This window comes from Streptomyces sp. NPDC102490, from assembly GCF_044765285.1.
Lineage (GTDB): Bacteria > Actinomycetota > Actinomycetes > Streptomycetales > Streptomycetaceae > Streptomyces.
On sequence record NZ_JBIWJU010000015.1, the window covers coordinates 229,914 to 251,162 of the forward strand.

A 21,249-nucleotide genomic window follows, 5' to 3' on the forward strand; every position below is an offset into this window, starting at 1 on the left:
GGCTCACAGGGAGCCGCGTCCGTGCAGCGCGTAGTGCTCCATGAGCCGGCTCCTGGTGGACTCCAGCCGGTGGGCGAGGATCTCCGCGACCGACCGCACCAGCACGATGCCCAGCTGCGGGTCGCGCTCGCACAGGTCGAGCACCGACGCCGCCTCGAACTCGTAGGCGCGCACCGGGCTGAACGCCTCGGCGCCGAAGTCCCACTCGTAGGGCGGGAACAGCCAGGACCAGCCGAGCAGGTCGCCGACGCCGAGGCTGGCGACCGTGACCCGCTGCACGGACGTCACCTGCTGGGTCAGGGAGACCGCGCCGGAGCGGATGACCCAGAAGCGGTCCGCCCTGCCTCCCGCCTCGAAGATCCGGTCGTCCTCCGGGAAGGAGACCTCCTGGGCCAGTTCCATCAGCCGCGCGCGCTGGGGGAGGGGGAGGGCGGTCAGGAGTTTGATCGCTTTGGTCATGGCACGGGACTCCTCGCCGGCGATTCGTTCCGGGGCTTTCCCTATGCCCATTTCAGTCGCTGTCGCCGCGCTGAGCACCTCGGCGGACGGCGGGATCCCGTACGGATTCCGTGCCGGAATCGGGGACGGGAGCGCCAGGGCATGAAAAAGCCCTGGCCGGACGGGGGAGGCCGGCCAGGGCCGTATGCGGTGGCAGCGGAGGACGTTGTCCGTCGACTCCGTCGCCACGTATGGATGAACGCTAAACCATCCTGGGCCGTTCCGCGAAACCGGCCCCCGCCGCGTGATCCGGCTCACTCGCCGGGCTCCGCGACGACCCTGACCGTCTCCAGCGCCGGATCGGTCGGGTCGGGGAGGTACATCCCGGCCTCCAGGCCGCTGCGCAGATAGCGCAGCACCGGCTCGGCCAGCCGCTCACCCGGCAGCACGGCCGGAATACCGGGCGGATACGGGGTGATCATCTCCGCCGCGACCCGGCCGGCGGCCCGGTCCAGGGGCACGTCCTCGGTGGGACCGAAGAACGCGTCCCGGGGCAGGCACACCTGCGGCATCCGCAGCTCGGCCGGCGACGGCACCTCGACCCGAGGAGCGGGGGCGAGGCCGGGGGCGGCGCGGGCGAGGTCCTTGAGCGCGGTGAGCAGCTCGTCGGCGGTCTCCCGGTCGTCGCCGTGGGTGATCTGGGCGCCGATGCGGCGGTGGTCGGTGAGGTGGGCGACCACACCGCGGTTCTCCCGCAGCCAGTCCGCCGCCTGGAAGCCGGAGATGCCGAGCCCGTCGAGGTCGATGACGACCGGCAGCGGATCGAAGCCGTGCGCCCGCCCGGGGCCGCAGAAGTCGTCGCGGTCGTTGACGTGCATGCCGTCGATCTCCTCGATCGCCGCGCGCACGTCCGCCGCCAGTTCCAGCGCCCCGCCCATCAGCTCCCGCCCGTCGAGCGCCATCTGGCGGCGCCAGCCGTCGAGACCGGCGAAGATCAGTACCGAGGGGCTCGTGGTGCTCAGCAGGTCGGCGCGCATGCCGAGGAGCTTCGGCTGCACCAGGTCGCCGCGCAGATGGAACACCGAGCCCTGCTCCAGACCGCTGCCCATCTTGTGGATGCTGGTCACGCAGATGTCGGCGCCCGCGTCCATCGCCCAGGACGGCAGATCGGGGTGGAAGGGCAGGTGCGCCCCCCACGCCTCGTCGACGATCAGCGGCGCCGAACGCCGGTGGCAGACCTCGGCGACGGCCCGCAGATCGGCGCTCGCGCCGTACGGCGTCGGGCTGGTGACCAGGGCGCCCTTGGCGTCGGGGTGGGCGGCGAAGGCCTCCTCGAACGCCTCGGCGGACGGCGGATGGGCCAGATGCCGCTCCGCGTCCCAGTGCGGTTCCACCCACACCGGCTCGATGCCGGACAGGATCAGCCCCGAGACCACGGACTTGTGGGCGTCCCGACCGATCAGCAGCTTCTCGTGCGGCCCCGCGACCGCCAGCATCGCCGCCTTCACCGACAGGGAACTCCCGCACGTCGTGAAGAACGTGTGATCGGCGTGGACGGCGTCCGCCATCAGCTCCTGGGCCCGTTGCAGCACCCGCCCCCGGGTGAGCCGGTCGTCGAGTCCGGCCGTCGCCAGCACGTCACCGTAGAACACGGCGTCGCCCAGCACCTCGCGCACCGCGGGGTCCGCCCCGCGCGCCTGCTTGTGCCCCGGCGGCGTGAACGACAGCCGCCCGTCGCGGCGGTACTCGACGAGGGCTTCCAGGACCGGTGCTCGGCTGTGATCGGCTGTCATGCCGACCGGTTTCCCGTCCGGCGCCGCGTCAATCCGCTCCGCGGTCCCTCACCGATCGTGCCGTCCCGGGGTCAGCACCTCGTCGAGCACCCGCAGGACGGCCTCGTACGCCACCGTCCGTACGGCCGCCTCCCGCGAGGCCTCCGGGTCGGTCGACCGCAGCTCCTCGCTGCGCGCCCGCCAGCTCCGCCCCTCCTCCAGCGCGCAGGTCCTCGCGCGGTGCATCCGGCGCAGCAGTTCGTCCGAGTCCACAACATCCGTCATACCCTCCGCATACCCCCGTTGGGCGCCCGGATGGCTCCCGGGCCGTACGGAGGACCGGATGTTTGGCCGTACCGGCAAAGGTCAGCCGACAGTGAGGCCGCGGCGCGCGCACGGCCGGACCGGACCGTCCCACCGACCAGGGAGCTGACCCATGAGTGACAGGGACACGACTCAACCCGTCGTCGCCCGGCGCGGCGAGGACACCTGCCGCCGGAACCGGCCGTGCAGGCCGGCCGACGCGCGCAGGGCGGTCGAACGGGCCGTCACCGACCGCCCCGGCGTCCACGGCGGCGCGGCGTGCGACGCGGGAGCCCTGTCGGACGCCGTGCTCGTCGCCTCGGAGCTGACCACCAACGCCATCCTGCACGGCGGCGGCGTCACCGACTTCCGGGTCGACGTCGTGGGACCCGGCGTGCGGCCGGGCGTGCGCCTGTCGGTGTGCGACCGCAGCCACGACCTGCCGGTGGCGGTGCCCGCCACGGACGACCGGGGCCGCCGGCGCCTCGGCGGCCGGGGCTGGCCGATCGTCTGCCGACTGGCCCGCGAGGTGCGGGTGGCAGATCTTCCCTCGGGAGGCAAGTGCATCACCGTGGTCGTTCCGCTGTCCTGATGACTTTTCGAAAAGCGGAGTTTGTTCCACCGGGGCAGGGGCAGTCGCAGTTTCGTGCTTCGGACCGGAGGCGCAGCAGCGGGAGCGGTACGGCTGCTTCGGTGCCCCGGGTGCGCCCGGGCGCCCCGGACAGCGCCGTTCCCGCGGAAGTCCCCTGAGACCACCGTTCAGGAGCGGATCCGCATGCTCATAGAAACGCCCACCATCCGTCCCGATACCCCCCAGTCCACCCAGCCCGACGACCCCTCGAACGCTTCCGCCCGCCGTCGGCACGACGACGCCCCCGACACCATGGCCCTCTTCGGCCGCCTCGCGGGGCTGGCGGACGGACCCGAGCGTGACGCCGTCCGCGACGAACTCGTCACGGCCTGGCTGCCCATGGCCCACCGGATCGCCGGGCGGTTCCGGGACCGGGGGGAGTCCATCGAGGACCTCCGCCAGGTCGCGGCGCTCGGCCTGGTCAAGGCCATCGACCGCTTCGACCCGGAGCGCGGGGCCTTCGAGAGCTACGCCGTGCCCACGATAACCGGTGAGGTCAAGCGTCACTTCCGTGACCGGATGTGGGCCCTGAGGGTGCCCCGGCGGGTCCAGGAACTGCGCAACAAGGTGCGCGTCGCCCGCCGGGAACTCGCCCAGAGCCCGGGCAGCCCCGAACCCTCGGTGGCCGCCCTGGCCGCCCACACCGGGCTGACCGAGGACGAGGTCGGCGCCGGTATGGAGGCGCTGGAGAGCTTCAGCACCTTGTCGCTGGACGCCGAGCTGTCGGCCGGCGACGACGGCTACAGCCTCGCGGACACCCTCGGCGCGGCCGACACCTCCTACGAGACCGTGATCGACCGCGAGTCCGCCAAGGAGGGACTGCGCAGGCTGCCCGAGCGGGAGCGCGCCATTCTCTACATGCGCTTCTTCGAGGACATGACGCAGAGCCGGATCGCCGACCGCCTGGGCATCTCGCAGATGCATGTCTCGCGGCTCATCAGCCGCAGCTGCGCCCGTGTCCGCGACGAGGCCCTGGGACAGCGCACGGCCCGCCCCGGCCACTCGGCGCGGACCTGATGGGCGGACGGGACGACGAGCCGGACGGAACGGCGACCCCGGCACCACCGGGAATACCTGCAACACAGGGAACACAGGGAGGGAGGGACGGACGGATGCTGATGCCACACCCCGCGGTGCTGCGCAGACTCCTGGCGGAGTACGAGGCCGCCGCGGTGAACGAGCCCGCCGACGCGACGGGCCGGCCCGGCCCGCGGACCCGGGACCTGGAGTACACGCTGTGCGTGTCCACCGGTACCCGTGATGTGGAGCGGGCCCTGGAGACCGCCCGGCGCCGGCTCGCGGAGGCGTCGGCGCGGGCACCGGAGCCCGTCCCCGGTGGCGGCGCGCACGCGGCAGCGGCGGACTGACGCGAGGAACGGCCAGGGGCACGACGGACGACCGCCCGTACACCACCAGTCGGTGTACGGGCGGTCGTCCGTCCACCGGCACTGCGGTGTACGCGGCCGATGCCGGGGCATGCGGAGTCCGGGAGGGGAGGTCCACATGAACGCACGTGTCCTGGCACGTACCGGCCGAGGCCACGCCCGGCGGGCCGCGAACGGATCGGCGGCCGAGGGGGCCGCCCGGGCGGGGCTCACCGCTCGCGGCGTCATCTACCTGCTGGTCGGCATCCTGGCCCTGCGGATCGCCTTCGGCAGCGGAGACCGGCAGGCGGACCGGGGCGGCGCCCTGGCCGAGCTGTCGGACCAGCCCTTCGGCGCGGTGCTGCTGTGGGCGCTGGGCGCCGGCCTCGTCGGCATGGCCCTGTGGAGGCTGTCCGAGGCGGTCTTCGGAGTCACCGGCAAGGACGGGCACACGGCGAAGAAGCGGCTGCCCGCCGCCGCCCGCTGTGTCTTCTACGCGTTCGTCGCCTACTCCGTACTGGCCTTCGCGGCCGGAACCGGCGGCAACGGCTCCAGCGACCGGCAGTCCCGCGACGTCACGGCCCGGGTGATGGAGATACCCGCCGGCCGGTGGCTCGTGGGCGCCGCCGGCGCCGCGATCGTCGTCGCCGGGGTGGTGATCGCCGTACAGGCGCTGCGCCGCACCTATCGCAAGAAGCTGAAGCCCGGCGGCCTCAGCCCGCGGGCCCGGCTGCTGGTCGACGTCACCGGCGTCGGCGGCGGAACGGCCCGCGGCATCGTGTTCGCCGTGGCGGGGGCCTTCGCCGTACGGGCCGCCGTCGACTACGCACCCGACCGGGCCAAGGGACTCGACGACACCCTGCGCTCCTTCGCCGACACCTCCCTCGGCCCCTGGCTGCTGGGCTGTGTCGCCGCGGGTCTGGTGCTGTTCGGCGTCTTCTCCTTCGCTCTCGCCCGCTGGCGGAGGGTCTGAGCGGCCCGGCACGGGGAACACGGGGCGAATGAACGAACACGAGATTCCTCCGCCGGACGGACGTCCCGTGGACGTCTACCTCGACCTCCTGCGCGTCCGCATGCCGAACGACGACTACCAGATGCTGCTCAGCGTGGTGGAACCGGTCCTCCAGGCGATCGACGAGCAGCAGATGCCGACCATCGACTTCTCCCTGGACGGGGACAACGCCGAGGCGCTGCCCCAGGAGATCAGGGACGAGGCCGCACTCGTCATCGCCACCGCCGTCACCGGACGTCTCGACAACGAGGTCGTCGAGATCGACACCGACGAGACCGGACCGGTCCGGGTCGTCACCGACGCGGCCACCGCCTCCGACCCCGAGCGCCTCGGCGAGATCGCCGACTACCTCAAGGAACGCCACCAGCAGAACGAGGAACTGCGCGGCATCGCCGAGGCGAGCGGTCTGCCCAGCGACTTCTGACCCCCGGCGGCCAGGCGGCCCGTCAGCGCTGCGGCGCCCTGACGGCCACACCCAGCGGCCGGGCGAGGCCGACCACCGCCTCGTCCAGCCGCTCCAGGTGCCGCAGCACCCGGCCCGTGATGCGGCCGTAGCGCGGCACTCCGGCGGCGTCCGGCTCCAGCAGCGAGGCGATGCTCGGGCCGGTCTCCACCTGTGCCACGGCGTCCCCGTCGGTGACATGGGCGGCAATCGCCTCGATGTTGCGCACCGTGCGCCGCACCGCGCCGCGCAGCCGCGGGTCGGCCGCGATCGACGGATGGGTGGGCAGCAGCTCGGCCGTCGCCGCCAGCGAGCGCGCGTGATACGCGCAGGTCTCCAGCAGCGCCACCACGTACTGGGCGGTGTCCCGCCGGGCCCGCAGCGGTGTGATCGGATGGGTCAGCGGCTGGGTGGCGGCCCGCAGGTCGCCCAGCGCCTGGTCCAGCTCCCGCGCGGTGTCCAGCAGGTCGGCCTCCGGCCCGCCGCTGAGCTGGTCGACGGCGCCCTCCGTCACATCGGTGAGCCGCTCCAGCACCGTGCCGAGCAGTTCGTTCGTCCGCCGGTCCGTGCGTATCGGCAGCACCAGCGCCGCCGCCACGATCCCGCAGGCCGCGCCGAGCGCCGTCTCCTCGATGCGCAGCACCAGCACCGACAGGCTGTAGGTGTGCAGCAGCGTGTACAGCAGTCCGAGCATCGCGGTGACGAAGAACGACATCAGCGTGTAGGACAGCGGCGCGGTGTAGAACATCGCGAAGATCAGCACCAGCACCAGCCCGAACGCCGTCCAGGTGTGGTTGCCCACCAGCCCGGCCAGCACGATGCCCGCCACCACGCCCAGCACCGTGCCGAGCAGCCGGCGGTAGCCCTTGACCAGGATCTCGCCGGTGGAGGCGGTGTTGATGAAGACGATCCAGCAGGTGAGCACCGCCCAGTACCAGCGCTGCGAGGACAGGAACTCCCCGCCGACGATCGCCAGCGAGGACCCCACGGCCACCTGCACCGCGGCGCGCGTGGTGGGCCGCCGCAGCCCGGTCTGCTCCTCCTCCTCGGCCGTCTCCTCACCGGCGTCGATGGCCGCGTCCTCGGCGTCCAGCTCCTCCCGGGAACGGGCGGTGGCCGGTGAGTCGTCGGACTCGTCCTGCGGCCCGTCCAGCGCGATCCTGAGGCCCATGACCGCGCGCGCCGTCTCACCGATGCCGCGGAACACGTCCTGGACGGCCGCGGTGGCCTCGGGCAGGTTCTCCTCGTCGCGGTAGCCGAGCAGCCGGTTGCGCACGTGGGACAGCGCCGTGCCGCGCGCCTCCGCGGGCGGCCGCAGCACCAGGGTGCGCAGCGCCGTCAGATCGCGGCGCAAGGTCTCCGTGGCCTCGCCGGGCGCGGGGGAGTGGCCCACCGCGGGGGCCGGCGCGCCCGGCAGGTGCAGCGTGAGGGTGTCCGCCCGTTCGGCGCTGCGCGCGGTCAGCAGCAGCAGACCGAGGCGCTCGGCGGCGATCTCGGCGTCCGCGATGCGCCGCTGCACCAGGCGCGCCGTGGACGGGTCGGGCGTGCCCTCCTCCAGCCGGGACTGGATCATCAGGGCGGTCTCGTGCAGACGCGCGGTGCCGTCCCGCAGGCGCTCCAGCGTCTTGTCGATGCCGTCGGGACCGGCGTCCAGCAGATCGAGCTGCGTCGCGATCAGCTGGGCCAGCCGGGCGCGGAAGGCTTGCCGCAGCAGACCCAGGATGCGCGCGGGCGTCGCCGGGACCACTCCGAAGCGCACCACCGCGCTGGACGCGAACGCCACGGCGATGGCGGCCCACAGCCCCGGCAGCCCGGAGACCTTCGCACCGACGAACAGCGACACGAAGTAGACCTGGAAGCCGATCAGCCCGAGGGCCGTGCCCCGGTCGCCGAACCGGCGGACGAAGACCGCGCAGAAGATCAGGACGACGAAGAAGGCGTCACCGAGGACGACCCGCGAGGTGAGCAGCGTGCTCAGCGAGACCGACGCCAGGGCGACGGGCAGCCCCAGCGCCAGCGTGACGGCCTGCGGGCCCGGCTCCTTCTCCCGGATGGCGAACGTCGCGACCATCGCCACCATGGCGCCGGCCACCAGATGCTTGACGTCCACGCCGAACACGGCGAGCACGCCCAGTGTCAGCGCGATGGCGCCCACCGTCCGCAAGCCCGCCGTCAGCCGCAACAGCCCCGGGTCGGACGCGGCGACGCGGTCCCGCAGCCGTGTCCGCGCCGAGCGTCCCGCTGCCTTCACGCCGCCGTACACTCTCCCGATTCACATCCGGCACTCACAGCCGGTTCCAGCCATCTCCCGGCCGGTTCACGCCGAGATCCACTTCTCAGCATGTCATGCCCCGGTCCGCCGCGGGCCGCGGGGGCGGCCCGGGCGGCCGGGGGTCAGGACTTCGCGCGGTCGGCGTCCGCGACCCGCTCCCGCACCTGCTCCGGCGTCAGATAGGCGTCGGTGTACTCGAAGTCCTTCAGCTTGGCCGGCTTGCGGGCCTGGAAACCGGTGCGGACGAAATCGTCGCCGGCGACCGCGTTCAGCGCCCAGTTCGCCGCCACCCGGGCCTTGGCCACGCCCGTGCGCAGCGCCGACCAGTGGTAGCCGCGGGCCACCGCCTGCGCGGGCAGGCCGGTCAGTTCCACCCCGAGCGGCTTGGAGACGGCGTCGGTGCCGCCCAGGTCGACTACGAGCCCCAGGTCCTTGTGGACGTAGGGCCGCATCGGCTGGTTGCGCAGGGTGGCGATGAGGTTCTCGGCGACGTGCCGGCCCTGCCGCATCGCGTGCTGGGCGGTGGGCGGGCAGACGGCGCCCTCCTGCCCCTTGGCGAGGTCGGGCACGGCCGCGGAGTCGCCGAGCGCGAACACCCCGTCGTGGTCCGGCAGGCACATCTCCGCGGTGACCGCGAGCCGGCCCTTGACCGTCTCCGCGCCGAGCGTGGCCATCAGCGGGCTGGCGACCACGCCCGCCGTCCAGATCAGCGTGCGGGTGGGCACCACCCGGCCGTCCGTGAAGGTGACCTCCTCCGGCGCGGCCTTGGCGATGGAGACACCCAGCGAGATCTCGATGCCGCGCCGCGTCAGGATCTCCTGCGCGTCGCGGCCGAGCTTCTCGCCCAGCTCCGGCATCAGCTTCGGCGCGATGTCGATCAGATGCCACTTGATCAGGGCCGGGTCCAGCCGGGTGTAGCGCTTGACGGCCGCGTGCGTCAGCCGTTGCAGACACGCCGCGGTCTCGGTGCCGGCGTAGCCGCCGCCCACCACCACGAACTGCAGCCGGGAGGCGCGCTCCACCGGGTCCTGGCTGGCGTCGGCGAGGTCCAGCTGGGAGATGACGTGGTCGCGGATGTACGCGGCCTCCGCCAGCGTCTTCATGCCGAACGCGTTGTCGGTGAGCCCCGGGATGTCGAAGGTCCGGGTGATGCTGCCCGGCGCCAGCACGATGTAGTCGTAGGGCTCGTCGACGATCCGGTCGGTGATGGTGCGCACCACACAGACCTTCGCCTTGAGGTCCACCCCGATGGCGCCGCCCGGGATGATCCGGGTCCGGTACTTGCTGCTGCGGCGCAGCGAGAGCGCGATCGACTGGGGGGTGAGCACCCCGGAGGCGACGTGCGGCAGCAACGGCAGGTAGAGCTGGTAGGAGAACGGTGTCACCAAGGTGATCTCGGCCTCGTCCGGCGAGAGCCTGCGTTCCAGACGACGGACGCACTCCACGCCGGCGAAGCCTGCGCCGACCACCAGGATCCTGGGTCGTGTCACGGTGTTCATCCCTTTCTGCGGCTCCGGGGCGGTCTGCCGCGGACGCCATTCGCCTGCCCGAGGATCGCCGCTTCGCACCTCGTCCATGCGACCGCGCCCGGACCGCTTCGGCCAGCCGGGTGCGGCAGGCAGGCGACACGTCCTGATCACCACCATGCCCCGCCCGGACCGGGAGCGCACCGGACGGGAGCGGACCACGTGGCACTTTTGCCCCCGGGACCGGTCCGTACCGCGCGGTGGATCAGCCCCTGCGGCGCAGGTGACACAGCAGCAGACACACGTCGTCGTCCCGTTCGGAGTCGCTGAGCATCGGACGCAGGATCGCGTCGGCCGACCCCTCCAGGTCCGTCTCCAGCTCCGCCGGGCCGAACGAGCCGAGCACGTCCGCCAGCCGCGCGATACCCGGGTCTATGCCGAGGGCGCGGCGCTCCACCAGACCGTCCGTGTACAGCGCGAGCGTCGAACCGGGCGCCACGGCCACCGTGTGGTCCGCGATCTCCTGCCGCAGCGGGATGCCGAGCATCGCACCGGGTTTGGCGTCCAGGGTGCGCACCCGCCCGTCCGGGGTACGCAGCACCGGCGGCGGATGACCGGCGGCCGCCCACGTCACCGTCGGGTCGTCGGGGTGGAAGCGCGCGATGACCGCGGTCGCGAACAGGTCGGGCTGGAGGTGGTGCAGGAAGATGTGCAGCCGGGTCAGCAGCTGCCCGGGGCTGCCGCCGTCGACCGCGTACGCGCGCAGGGCGGTGCGCAGCTGACTCATCATCACCGCCGCCCGCAGCCCGTGCCCGGTGACGTCCCCGACCACGGCGATGACACCGCCGTCGGGCTGCCGGAACGCGTCGTACCAGTCGCCGCCGATGTTCAGCCCGTGGGTGGCCGGCAGATAGCGCGCGGCCAGGGAGAGCCCGGGCGGGGCCGGCAACTCCGTCAGCAGCGCCCGCTGGAGGGTCTCGGCGATGTCGCGGTTGTGCTGGTAGCGCTGGGCGTGGTCGATCGCGATGCTGGCCCGCCGGGTCAGCTCGACCAGCATCACGGCGTCGTCCGCGTCCCAGCGCTCCCCGGGCGGGGACAGGGTCACCACCCCCAGGGGCGCCTGCCGCGTCGGCAGCGGGATGCACAGCAGCGGCCGATCCGGGGCCAGCGCCGAGGGCGGCTGGTCGTCGACGCCGGGCAGCCCGCCCGGTTGCGCGGCCGCGTACTGCGGGCGCCCGGTGCGGGCGGCGACTACCGCGGCGGCCGCGTGGGCGGGTCCCGGCCGGTCGCCGTCCTGGTCGAACAGCCAGATGTCGACGCTCGCCGCGTACTCGGGCACCAGCAGCTCCGGCAGCCGGCGCACGATCTCGTGGTGGTCGAGCGACGCCGTCAGCACCGCGCTCGCGTCCGCCAGGAACGTCAGCCTGCGCCGGGCGTTCTCCGCCTCCGTACGCGCCTTGCGTTCGGCGGCGAACGCCTCGCGCTGGGCCCGTCCGGCGGCGTCCAGTTCGGCGTGCAGCGCCACCACGCCCTGGTTCGTCTGCTGGAGCTCCTCCCGGTGGAACTCCACCAGGCCCTCCTGCTCGCTCAGGCGCTCCAGCACCAGCGCCGTGTCCTCGTCGGCGCCCAGCAGGGCCTCCGCCAGCAGTGCCGGGTCGTCCGCCACGGCGTCGGCGACGGCGTCCACGTCCGCGTCGGCCTCGGGGCACGGCACCGTGACCCGCCACGGCGGCTGCCCGGCGGCGGCGGCCTCGGGCGACGGCGTCACCACGGCGTGCAGCACGCTCTGCCCGGCCCCCGGCGCGGTGCGGGAGTCCGTCCCCGTCTCCAGGGTGAGCCGCCAGGTGCCGCCCTTGGCCAGGCACAGCCGCAGCTGCGCGCCGAGCGAGGCCGTCAGCCGCGCACGCTCCACGGGCGGCACGCCGAAGGCCGCCGCCAGGCGCGCGGTGGCGATGCGCGCCCGCGCCGCGTCGGTGAGGTCGGTGATCTGCCAGGTTCGGGTCATGGGGTGTCCGGCGGGGTCGGGGCCAGTACGGCGACGGCGGTGTCGTCCCGCACGGGCCGGGCCGGGCTGCTGGCGTCACGGATCGTGACGGCGGCGGTCACCGCCGGGTCGGTCGCCGTGCGGCAGGTGTCGGACGTCGGCGACCACCGGCTGGGCAGCCCGTCGCTGTGCAGGACCAGCACCCGGTCGTCGGCCCAGGGCGCCTCCTCCTGGCGCAGCGTGGTGGGCCGGTGGGTGCCGACGATGCCGGGCCGCGACACCAGGTGCCGCCAGGTGCCGCCCTCGCACAGCCGCGCCCCGATGTTGCCGACGCCGGTGAAGCGGAGCACCGCGGCCCGCGTGTCGACCTGGGCCACCGCGACGGCGGCGCCGCGGGTGCCGGACAGCGCCCGGTCGAGCCGCCGCACCGCCTCGGCCGGCGGCAGGTGGGCCGCAGCCCGCAGCGCCTCCACGGCGGCGTCGGAGGCACGGGCGGCCTCGGGACCGTGGCCCAGACCGTCGGCCAGCATCAGCGTGACCAGGTCACCGTCCCGGACCCAGGCCCAGGCGTCACCCGAGTACTCCGCACCGCCGAACGGGACGTTCACCGCGCCGGCCCGCACCCGGCCCGCCGGACCGGCGTCGGGGGGCCCGGATGTGCCGACCCGGGCGACCACCACGGTGCCCCGGCCGGGGACACTGTGCAGGTCGAAGTCGTCGGCGAGGCGCGCACAGGTGCCCAGGCCCGCACCGAGGGACCCGGTGGTGGTGAAGCCGTCGCGCAGCGCCTCGGACACGTCGGCGATGCCGGGCCCGTGGTCGACCGTGGTGATCTGTACGCGCGGCCTCGCCTGCCCGTCGGCCGCGAGGACGGGCGGGGCGACCACATCGACGATCACCAGGCCGCCCCCGGCGTGCTTGAGCAGGTTGGTGGCCAGCTCGGTCGCCACCAGCGCCGCCGTCGAGGTCCGCGGCTCGTCGAGACCGGCCAGGGCGGCCGCGTGCTCGGCGGCCACCCGGGCGTCGCGCACCCGGGTCGAGTCGTGCACCGGGACGTCCCACACGCGGGGCATCAGGACTCCCCTCGCGGGCGTGGCGGGCGGCCCACCCAGGACGTCACCCGCACGGTCGTCCCGGAGCCCGGGGCGCTCTCGATCGCGAACTCGTGCACCAGGCGCCGCGCGCCGCCCAGCCCCATGCCGAGCCCGCCGCCGGAGGTGAAACCGTCGCTGAGCGCCTGTTCCACGTCCGGGATGCCGGGCCCCTCGTCGCTGAAGGTCAGCCGCAGTCCGTGCGTGGTCCCCTCCACCAGCGACTCCGTCCCCATGGTGCCGCCGCCCCCGTACACGAGGGTGTTGCGGGCCAGCTCACTGGCCGCCGTGACCAGCTTCGTCTGGTCCACCAGGCCGAAGCCGAGCTGGGCGGCCGCCTGCCGCACATGCTGCCGCACCCACACCAGATCCATGTCCGAACGGATCGGCAGGCGGGCCTGGGAGCCCGCTGCGGTGTGCATCACTGACTCTCCTGGCGCAGGCCGCCGAAGCGGGACGACGGAGCCTGCTGCCGAAGGAGCTCCATGGCCACCTCGGTACTGAGCGCGGTGTGCACACCCGGCAGCGTCAGGCCCAGCTCCACCAGCGTGATGGCGACCGCCGGCCGCATGCCGACCAGCACGGTCCGCGCGGCCAGCAGACCGGTCTGCCCCGCGATCTCGGCAAGGATGCGGCCGAGGAAGGAGTCGACGATCTCCACCCCGGAGACGTCGATGACCACGCCGGTGGCGCCGCTGCGCACGATGGTCTCGGCGAGATCCTCCTGGAGCTGCTGCGCCGAGCTGTCGTGCAGATCCCCCTGAAGGGTGACCAGCAGGATCTCACCGAGCCGCAGGACCGGAACATGCCCCGTCACCGGAGCCCCGTGGGGCCCGGACCATGCCTGGCTCACCGCGCGACCGCGCCGTTCGTGCCGGGCGTCACGATGCCCACCCCGAGCTGGTGCAGCACGTATCCGAGCGCGTCGGCGAGGCTGGCCCGGGTGACCACCGTGCCCAGGTCGAGACCGAGGTGGACCATGGTCTGCGCGATCGCGGGCCGGATGCCGGAGACGATGCACTCGGCGCCCATGAGCCGGGCCGCCGCGACCGTCTTCATCAGGTGCTGGGCCACCAGCGAGTCGACGGTCGGCACACCGGTGATGTCCAGGATCGCGTAACGCGCCTGCTGCTCGACGATGGACTCCAGCAGAGTCTCCATCACCACCTGGCTGCGCTCGCTGTCCAGTGTGCCGATCAGCGGCACGGCCACGATGCCGTCCCACAGTTTGATGACCGGCGTGGCCACTTCGAGCAGCTGGAGGCGCTGGCGGTCGATGAGCGCCTGCCCCTCGCTGAGCGCCGTCTGCATCACCACGACTCGCAGGGTGCCCATCAGCACGCTCAGCGTGCCGACACAGTCCCGGACGTGCTCGGCCGGGGCGTCCTCGGGCAGGTCGGCCACCAGCAGGTTCTCGACGGGCGGGCGCAGCGCGGCCAGTTCGCTCGACACCTGCGCGGTGCTCAGCCCGGAGCGCGAGCGGGCCGCGCCCATCCGCGCCAGCTGCTCGCGCACCGTCGTGAACCCGGCGGCGTCCGGGTCCTCGACCCGACCCGCGTCCGCGACCTGCGCCAGCGCGTCCACGACGGCCTTGCCCGCCTCCACCGCCTCGTCGCGCGAGACGGTGAACACGGCCCGGAACAGGGGCTCGTCCGCCCATCGCTGGGCGATCTGCTCACGGCAGCGCCGCAGCAAGTCCCTCACCTCGCGCGTCGGCCCTGCCGCCGTTTCCTCCGCGTGCTCCGGCACCTGTCCCACTCCTCATCCGCGTAGCGCCGTACGTCACCCCCGCTCGGGGTGACGTACCGCGACGTGACCCAGCCGGTCGACCACTCTAACCACCCGCCGACCTGGCACGGCACCCGCTTCCGCACTACCGGTCCGGAGGGGACACGCGCACGCGGCGGCTCAGGCGTCGGGCACCCGCGGGCCCTCCGGCTGGGCGTCGATGCGGGAGAGCGCCTCCTCGACGCTCTCCGAGACCGGCACCGTGATGCTCACCCCGGTCAGGTCCAGGACGCGCCGCACCGCGGGGGGCGGCGAGATGATGTGCACGCTGCCCGGCAGCTCGCGCACCTCCTGGTAGACCCGCAAAATGATGTTCATGCCGGACGAGTCCATGAACGGGACCGCCGACAGGTCCAGCAGGAAGTGCCGTCGGCCGTGGTGGAGCTGGTTGGCCAGATGGTGCTGGAACTCGGTCGCCGTGTCGACGTCCAGGTAGCCCTCCACCTTCAGCAGCGCGACCTCCTCCCGCTCCAGCGTCACCTCGACGGACAGCGGGTTGTGGGCTATGGGCACGTGTACCTCCAACAACGCGGCGGCGCGGCGGACCTTCGTGTGGTCCACCGCGCCGGGCGAATACCCCCGAAATCCGTCTCCACACCCCCCGTTCGGGGCCCGAACGGGGGTGCCGTGCGTCACCCCACCCGGATGCCCACCAGACACGTGTCGTCGTCCGTGTCCGACCTGCTGTACGTGAGCAGCCGGTCCAGATGCTGGTCCAGGGTGTTGGGCGTCGGGCGCACGGTGCTCAGCAGCTGGGTCAGCGCCTCCTCCACCGGGCGGTCACGGCGTTCGATCAGACCGTCGGTGTACATCAGCAGGGTGTCCCCGGCGGCCAGCTGCGCCTCGGCCTCCTCGTACGAGGCCTCCGCCACGGCCCCCAGCAGCATGCCCCGCACCAGCGGCAGCGGCTCCGCCCCCGGGCCCCGGACCAGCACCGGCGGCAGATGGCCCGCCCTGGCCCAGCGCAGCGTGCGCCGGGACGGGTCGTACAGGCCGCACACCGCCGTGGCGGTGACCCCGCCCGTCAGGTGGTGCGCCACGATGTTGAGCCAGGACAGCAGCTGTCCCGGACCGGCCCCGGTCACCGCGAGACCGCGCAGCGCGTTGCGCAGCACCACCATGCTGGTCGCCGCCTCTATCCCGTGCCCGGCGACGTCCCCCACGCACAGCAGCACGAGACCGCTGGGCAGCCGCACGGCGTCGTACCAGTCGCCGCCCACCAGCTGTTCCGTCTCCGCGGGCCGGTACCGGACGGCCACCTGGAGGTCCGGCACCCGCAGCGGGGTCTGGGCGGGCGGCATGATGGCGTGCTGCAACTGCAGGGTCAGCCGGGCGCGCTCGACGGCCTGCTGCTCGGTGTGCGCCAGCTGGTCTCGGGTCGCGGCGAGCGCCACCTCCGTCCAGTGCTGGGCCGAGATGTCCTGGCAGGCGCCCCGTACGAGGAGCAGCCGGTCGTCGGTGTCCAGGACCGGCTCGGCCACCACCCGCACGTGCCGGGTCACCCCGTCGGGCCGCCGCAGCCGGAACGCCGCCGACGCGGGCCGCCGGTGGTGCAGCAGGGTGCGCAGGAACCGCCCGATGGCGACGGCGTCGTCCGGGTGGGCGTGGGCGGCCAGCTCCTCCAGCGGCACCGGCGTGCTCGTCTGCGGGCGCCCGTACAGGTCGAACAGCTGCCCGTTCCAGGTGATCTCGCCGGTCAGCAGGTTCTCCTCGAAACCGCCGACGCGGCCGATCCGCTGGGCGTGCTGGAGGAGGCTGGCCAGCCGGGCCGTCTCGTCCTCGATGCGCCAGATGAGCAGTACGGCGTTGCCGTGCCGGCTGACGCTGATGTCCGCCACCGACGACAGTGGCACCTGGTCCACCAGAGCGGTCAGGTTCATGCGCCGGGCCCGGAACGGCTCGCCCGTGGCGTACACCCGCTCCACGTTCCGGAACAGCTCGCTGTCCCCGGCGGCCATCGGATAGGCCTCCAGGAGCAGCGCACCGCCCACGACGGCCCGCGGCCGCCCGGCCGGGTCCATGAAGCGCTTGTTCACGTGCTGGATGCGGAAGTCCGCCAGCTGCCCCGCCGCGTCCAGGTGCGGCACCAGCACCAGGGCGGGGTCGTGCAGCCCGTCGGCCAGGTCCATCAGCTCCACCGCGTCCGGGACGACCCGCGGCTCCTGTCCGGCCTCGCGCGGCGGCGTGTACGACTCCAGGGTGTGCGCGCACAGCTCCGCCAGGGCCTCCACCTGACGGACCACCTGGGGCGGCTGCGGGGCCAGCGGCATCGGCCAGGCGATCTCCAGCACGCCGTGGACGCGTCCCCCGGTCCCGGCGGGTACGGCGACCCTGCCGCCGTCGGGGTACTGGTGCCGGCCCACGCTGGGCAGCCCCGTGTCCGCCAGGGACGTGATCCACTGCCCGGCACGCTCGGTCAGCCCGCGCCGCGCCACCGTCGCCACGTCCGGCGGCACGTACCGCCAGCGGTCCGCCTCGGCCGGGGGGAACCCGGCGCTGCCCACCAGGGTGAGCGACCCGTCGTACCCGGCCGCCCAGATGGCCACCGCCACCGCGCCCAGCGGGCGCAGCGCCTGCTCCAGCAGCGCGTCGGCGACGGCCTGGGTGTCGTCCGCGGCCAGCGCGCCGCTCTCGGCGGCCCGCAGGCGTACGGCGGCGGACCCGGCCACCGCCGCCCCGGCCGCCGCTCCCGCGGTGCCCTCGCCGTCCGTGCTGTCGTTCCCGGACTCGGCGGTGCGCACGGCCGCGGTGGCCGCGAGGAACGCGTCGGTCACCTCCGACATGCGGTCCCGGGCGGACTGGTTGATGACCTCGACCGCGAACTCCAGCGGTGTCACCTGGGACTGCTCGGCCAGTTCGGCGAGCTGCCGGGCGGCCTCGGCCGGACCGCAGCCGAGCCGCGCGACCAGGATGCCCTTGGCCAGCTCGATCAGCGCCCGCCCCTCGGCCTCCGCCTGGGCGGCCCGCACCTCGCGGCTGAGCCGGTCCACCGTGGCCGCCAGCCTGCCCACGGGCGACAGCGGCGTCATGCCGGCCGGGCCGGACCCCTCCCGCCGGACGACGCCGCCCGGCTCGCCGGACTGCTCGGACACGCTCATACGGGCAGCCACCGCCGGACGCACGCGATGAGGTCCTGGGTGTCGACGGGCTTGGTGACGTAGTCGCTGGCGCCCGAGGCGAGGCTCTTCTCCCGGTCGCCGGGCATCGCCTTCGCCGTGACCGCGATGATCGGCAGCTCGGCGTACTGCGGCATCCGGCGGATCTCCGCCGTCGCCGTGTAGCCGTCCATCTCCGGCATCATCACGTCCATCAGGACCAGCGCCACCTCCGGGTGGTCCACGAGGGTCTCGATACCCCGGCGGCCGTTCTCCGCGTGCAGCACCCGGAAACCGTGCAGCTCCAGGATCCCGCTGAGCGCGAACAGGTTGCGCGCGTCGTCGTCGACCACGAGGACGGTGCGCCCGGCGGACGGGTCCTGGGCGGCCCGCGGGTCGGGACGCGGTGGCTCCTCCGGCCGCACCAGGGGCAGCACGTCCCCGGGTTCCTCCGCGGCCAGGTGCAGGGCGATGCGCTCGCGCAGCTCGTCGAGGCCGGCCAGGAACTCCAGGGTCCCGTCGGCCGAGCGCGAGCGCAGGTCCTCCTCCACGGCGGCGTCCGCGCGCTGCCCGCTGTGCACGAGCACCGGCACGCTCGCCAGCGCCGAGTCGCCGCGCAGCGCGCGCAGGAAGCGGGGCGCCTCGCCGTCGGGCATCCCCAGCTCCAGTACGACGCAGTGGCACGGCTCGGCCGCCAGCGCGCCGGCGGCCTCCTCGGCCCCCACGGCCGTGATGACGTCGAGCGGGGGCCGGTCTCCCGCGTCGTCCCGCCCGTGCGTCAGATCGGCGACCACGCTCTCCGCGACGAGGGTCAGCAGACCGCGCGGACGCTCCTCCACGACCAGCAGCCGCCGCGGCCGCTGCCGGTGGCCGCCGGTCAGCTCGGCCACCGGCGCCGGACGGTCGAGGACGTCGGCGGCCATTTCGGCCCGGATGTGCTCCGGACCGCGGGAGAGCAGATCCTCGAAGTCGGGCCGGGTCACCGGCAGGTAGAGCGTGAAGGTGCTGCCCCGGTCGGGCGTGCTGTCCACCGTGACGGCGCCGCCCAGCAGCTGCGCGATCTCCCGGGTGATGGACAGACCGAGCCCGGTGCCGCCGTACTTGCGGCTCGTCGTGCCGTCCGCCTGCTGGAAGGCGCCGAAGATCGACTCCAGGTTCTGCTCGGGGATGCCGATGCCCGTGTCCTTCACCCGGAAGGCCACCACCGCCCCGCCCCGGACGACGCCCGCGGGCACCTCGTCGTCCGGTGCCGGTTCGACGGCCAGCTCCACGCCGCCCCGCTCGGTGAACTTCACCGCGTTGGACAGCAGGTTGCGCAGCACCTGCCGCAGCCGGGAGTCGTCGGTCAGCAGGTCCGCCGGCGCCCCGGCGGCCGTGGTGACCGTGAACTCCAGGCCCTTCTGGCTCGTCATGGGCCGGAAGGTGGCCTCGACGTACTCGATGAGCTGGCGCAGCGTCACGCGCTCGGGGGACACGTCCATCTTCCCCGCCTCGACCTTCGACAGGTCCAGGATGTCATTGATCAGTTGCAGCAGGTCCGAGCCGGCCGAGTGGATGATGCCCGCGTACTCGACCTGCTTCGGGGTGAGGTTGCGCGAGGGGTTCTGGGCCAGCAGCTGGGCCAGGATGAGCAGGCTGTTGAGCGGGGTGCGCAGCTCGTGGCTCATGTTGGCCAGGAACTCCGACTTGTACTTCGAGGCCAGCGACAGCTGCTGGGCGCGCGCCTCCAGCTCCTGCCGGGCCTGCTCGATCTGGAGGTTCTTCGCCTCGATGTCCCGGTTCTGCGCCGCGAGCAGGGACGCCTTGTCCTCCAGCTCGGCGTTGGAGTGCTGCAACTCCTCCTGCTGCGACTGGAGTTCGGCGGAACGGGCCTGGAGCTCGGCGGTCAGGCGCTGGGACTCGGCGAGCAGCTCGTCGGTACGGGCGTTGGCCACGATGGTGTTGACGTTCACGCCGATGGTCTCGATCAGCATCTCCAGGAAGTCCTGGTTGATCTGGCTGAACGGGGCGACCGAGGCGAGTTCGATGACGCCGAGGACCTGTCCCTCGACCACGATGGGCAGCAGCACCAGCGCGGCCGGCGCCACCTCGCCGAGCCCGGAGGAGATGGTCAGGTAGCCCGGCGGCAGCTCGTTCACCATGATGGTGCGCCGGCTGCGCGCGGCCTGGCCGACCAGGGTGCGGCCGAAGGCGATGCGGGTGGGTCTGTTCGTGTCCTCCGGGTAGCCGTAGGAGCCGACGAGCCGCAGCTCGGGACCGTCGGCACCGTCCTCGGCCAGGTAGAAGGCGCCGTACTGGGCCGACACCAGCGGCACCAGCTCGTCCATGATCAGCTCGGCGACGACGGGCAGGTCCCGGTGCCCCTGCATCAGACCGGAGATGCGGGCGAGGTTGGTCTTGAGCCAGTCCTGCTCCTGGTTGGCCCGCGTGGTCGCGCGCAGGGACTCCACCATGGCGTTGATGTTGTCCTTGAGCTCGGCGACCTCGCCGGACGCCTCCACGTTGACCGAACGGGTCAGGTCGCCCTCGGCGACGGCGGAGGTGACCTCGGCGATGGCGCGGACCTGGCGGGTGAGGTTGCCGGCCAGTTCGTTGACGTTCTCCGTGAGGCGCTTCCAGGTGCCGGAGACGCCCTCCACCTCGGCCTGGCCGCCGAGCCGGCCCTCGGTGCCGACCTCGCGGGCCACCCGGGTGACCTCGTCGGCGAAGGCGGACAGCTGGTCGACCATCGTGTTGATCGTCGTCTTGAGTTCGAGGATCTCGCCGCGCGCGTCGACGTCGATCTTCTTCGACAGGTCGCCCCGGGCCACCGCGGTCGTCACCAGGGCGATGTTGCGCACCTGGTTGGTGAGGTTGTTGGCCATCGAGTTGACGTTGTCGGTGAGGTCCTTCCAGGTGCCGGCGACGTTCGGCACGTGCGCCTGGCCGCCCAGGCGCCCGTCGGTGCCGACCTCGCGGGCGACGCGGGTGACCTCGTCGGCGAACGCCGACAGCGTGTCGACCATGGTGTTGATCACGTCGGCCAGCGCCGCGACCTCGCCCTCGGCGTCCACGGTGATCCGCTGCGACAGGTCGCCGCGGGCCACCGCGGTGGCCACCTGGGCGATGGAGCGCACCTGGCCGGTCAGGTTCGACGCCATCACGTTGACGTTGTCGGTGAGGTCCTTCCAGGTGCCCGACACCCCGCGCACCCGGGCCTGCCCGCCCAGGTTCCCGGCCGTGCCGACCTCGCGGGCCACCCGGGTGACCTCGTCGGCGAAGGCGGAGAGCTGGTCGACCATCGTGTTGATGGTGTTCTTCAGTTCCAGGATCTCGCCGCGGGCGTCCACGGTGATCTTCTGGGAGAGGTCGCCCTTGGCCACCGCGGTGGCCACCTGGGCGACGTTGCGGACCTGGTTGGTCAGGTTCCCCGCCATGAAGTTCACCGAGTCGGTGAGATCGCGCCAGGTGCCCCGGACGCCCTGGACGTCGGCCTGTCCGCCGAGCCGGCCGTCGGTGCCGACCTCGCGGGCCACCCGGGTGACCTCGTCGGCGAAGGCGGAGAGCTGGTCGACCATCGTGTTGATGGTGTTCTTCAGTTCCAGGATCTCG

At 73.3% G+C, this 21,249-nt stretch carries 18 protein-coding genes; 5 read left to right on the forward strand and 13 right to left on the reverse strand.

The window, feature by feature from the left end; genetic code table 11:
• Positions 1-3: 3 nt before the first annotated feature.
• The 3 genes from ACIRGB_RS31645 to ACIRGB_RS31655 form a co-directional block, all read right to left on the reverse strand.
• Positions 4-459, reverse strand: coding sequence for a cyclic nucleotide-binding domain-containing protein (locus tag ACIRGB_RS31645; RefSeq protein WP_403872192.1), 456 nt, complete (start codon positions 457-459; stop codon positions 4-6).
• A gap of 293 nt (positions 460-752) precedes the next feature.
• Positions 753-2,231 (reverse strand): aminotransferase class I/II-fold pyridoxal phosphate-dependent enzyme, encoded by a 1,479-nt coding sequence (locus ACIRGB_RS31650; protein ID WP_403872194.1) that lies wholly within the window; start codon positions 2,229-2,231, stop codon positions 753-755.
• A 48-nt stretch (positions 2,232-2,279) separates the two neighbouring features.
• Positions 2,280-2,495, reverse strand: a complete 216-nt coding sequence (locus ACIRGB_RS31655) for a hypothetical protein (protein WP_403872196.1) — start codon at positions 2,493-2,495, stop codon at positions 2,280-2,282.
• Positions 2,496-2,646: 151 nt separating this feature from the next.
• Here ACIRGB_RS31655 and ACIRGB_RS31660 point away from each other — a divergent pair, with 151 nt between their 5' ends.
• From ACIRGB_RS31660 to ACIRGB_RS31680, 5 genes are all read left to right on the forward strand, one after another.
• On the forward strand, positions 2,647-3,105 hold the full coding sequence (locus ACIRGB_RS31660) for an ATP-binding protein (RefSeq protein ID WP_403872198.1): 459 nt from the start codon (positions 2,647-2,649) through the stop codon (positions 3,103-3,105).
• A 183-nt stretch (positions 3,106-3,288) separates the two neighbouring features.
• Positions 3,289-4,161, forward strand: a complete 873-nt coding sequence (locus tag ACIRGB_RS31665; protein ID WP_403872200.1) for a SigB/SigF/SigG family RNA polymerase sigma factor — start codon at positions 3,289-3,291, stop codon at positions 4,159-4,161.
• Positions 4,162-4,256: 95 nt separating this feature from the next.
• Positions 4,257-4,511: a DUF5133 domain-containing protein gene (locus ACIRGB_RS31670; protein ID WP_403872202.1), complete on the forward strand. Its 255-nt coding sequence runs from the start codon at positions 4,257-4,259 to the stop codon at positions 4,509-4,511.
• 136 nt (positions 4,512-4,647) lie between these two features.
• Positions 4,648-5,481 (forward strand): DUF1206 domain-containing protein, encoded by an 834-nt coding sequence (locus ACIRGB_RS31675; RefSeq protein WP_403872204.1) that lies wholly within the window; start codon positions 4,648-4,650, stop codon positions 5,479-5,481.
• Positions 5,482-5,509: 28 nt separating this feature from the next.
• Positions 5,510-5,944, forward strand: a complete 435-nt coding sequence (locus tag ACIRGB_RS31680; RefSeq protein ID WP_358740245.1) for a hypothetical protein — start codon at positions 5,510-5,512, stop codon at positions 5,942-5,944.
• A 22-nt stretch (positions 5,945-5,966) separates the two neighbouring features.
• On the opposite strand, the gene ACIRGB_RS31685 is transcribed toward ACIRGB_RS31680, so the two are convergent.
• The 10 genes from ACIRGB_RS31685 to ACIRGB_RS31730 all read right to left on the reverse strand — a co-directional run.
• A complete protein-coding gene (locus ACIRGB_RS31685; protein WP_403872206.1) occupies positions 5,967-8,213 on the reverse strand; it encodes an FUSC family protein in 2,247 nt (748 codons plus the stop codon).
• Positions 8,214-8,356: 143 nt separating this feature from the next.
• Positions 8,357-9,733, reverse strand: coding sequence for an NAD(P)/FAD-dependent oxidoreductase (locus ACIRGB_RS31690; RefSeq protein WP_403872208.1), 1,377 nt, complete (start codon positions 9,731-9,733; stop codon positions 8,357-8,359).
• Between the two features lie 232 nt (positions 9,734-9,965).
• Positions 9,966-11,705 (reverse strand): PP2C family protein-serine/threonine phosphatase, encoded by a 1,740-nt coding sequence (locus ACIRGB_RS31695; RefSeq protein ID WP_403872210.1) that lies wholly within the window; start codon positions 11,703-11,705, stop codon positions 9,966-9,968.
• Positions 11,702-12,757 carry an ATP-binding SpoIIE family protein phosphatase gene (locus ACIRGB_RS31700; RefSeq protein ID WP_403872212.1) on the reverse strand — a complete coding sequence of 352 codons (1,056 nt, stop codon included), beginning with the start codon at positions 12,755-12,757 and terminating at the stop codon, positions 11,702-11,704. Before ACIRGB_RS31700 ends, ACIRGB_RS31695 begins: the two co-directional genes overlap by 4 nt.
• Entirely contained in the window at positions 12,757-13,197 is a 441-nt protein-coding gene (locus ACIRGB_RS31705) for an anti-sigma regulatory factor (RefSeq protein WP_403872214.1), read from the reverse strand. The genes ACIRGB_RS31700 and ACIRGB_RS31705 overlap by 1 nt, the downstream gene beginning before the upstream one ends.
• Positions 13,197-13,628: an STAS domain-containing protein gene (locus ACIRGB_RS31710; RefSeq protein ID WP_403872216.1), complete on the reverse strand. Its 432-nt coding sequence runs from the start codon at positions 13,626-13,628 to the stop codon at positions 13,197-13,199. The genes ACIRGB_RS31705 and ACIRGB_RS31710 overlap by 1 nt, the downstream gene beginning before the upstream one ends.
• A complete protein-coding gene (locus tag ACIRGB_RS31715; protein WP_403872218.1) occupies positions 13,625-14,524 on the reverse strand; it encodes an STAS domain-containing protein in 900 nt (299 codons plus the stop codon). The genes ACIRGB_RS31710 and ACIRGB_RS31715 overlap by 4 nt, the downstream gene beginning before the upstream one ends.
• Positions 14,525-14,683: 159 nt before the next feature.
• On the reverse strand, positions 14,684-15,076 hold the full coding sequence (locus ACIRGB_RS31720) for an STAS domain-containing protein (RefSeq protein ID WP_403872220.1): 393 nt from the start codon (positions 15,074-15,076) through the stop codon (positions 14,684-14,686).
• Positions 15,077-15,195: 119 nt separating this feature from the next.
• The gene (locus ACIRGB_RS31725) at positions 15,196-17,661 is read right to left on the reverse strand and encodes a SpoIIE family protein phosphatase (protein WP_403872222.1); all 2,466 of its coding nucleotides are present in this window, start codon (positions 17,659-17,661) and stop codon (positions 15,196-15,198) included.
• Positions 17,658-21,249 (reverse strand): HAMP domain-containing protein (locus tag ACIRGB_RS31730; protein WP_403872224.1); only part of this gene is annotated, 3,592 nt, incomplete at its 5' end. The genes ACIRGB_RS31725 and ACIRGB_RS31730, both read right to left, overlap by 4 nt.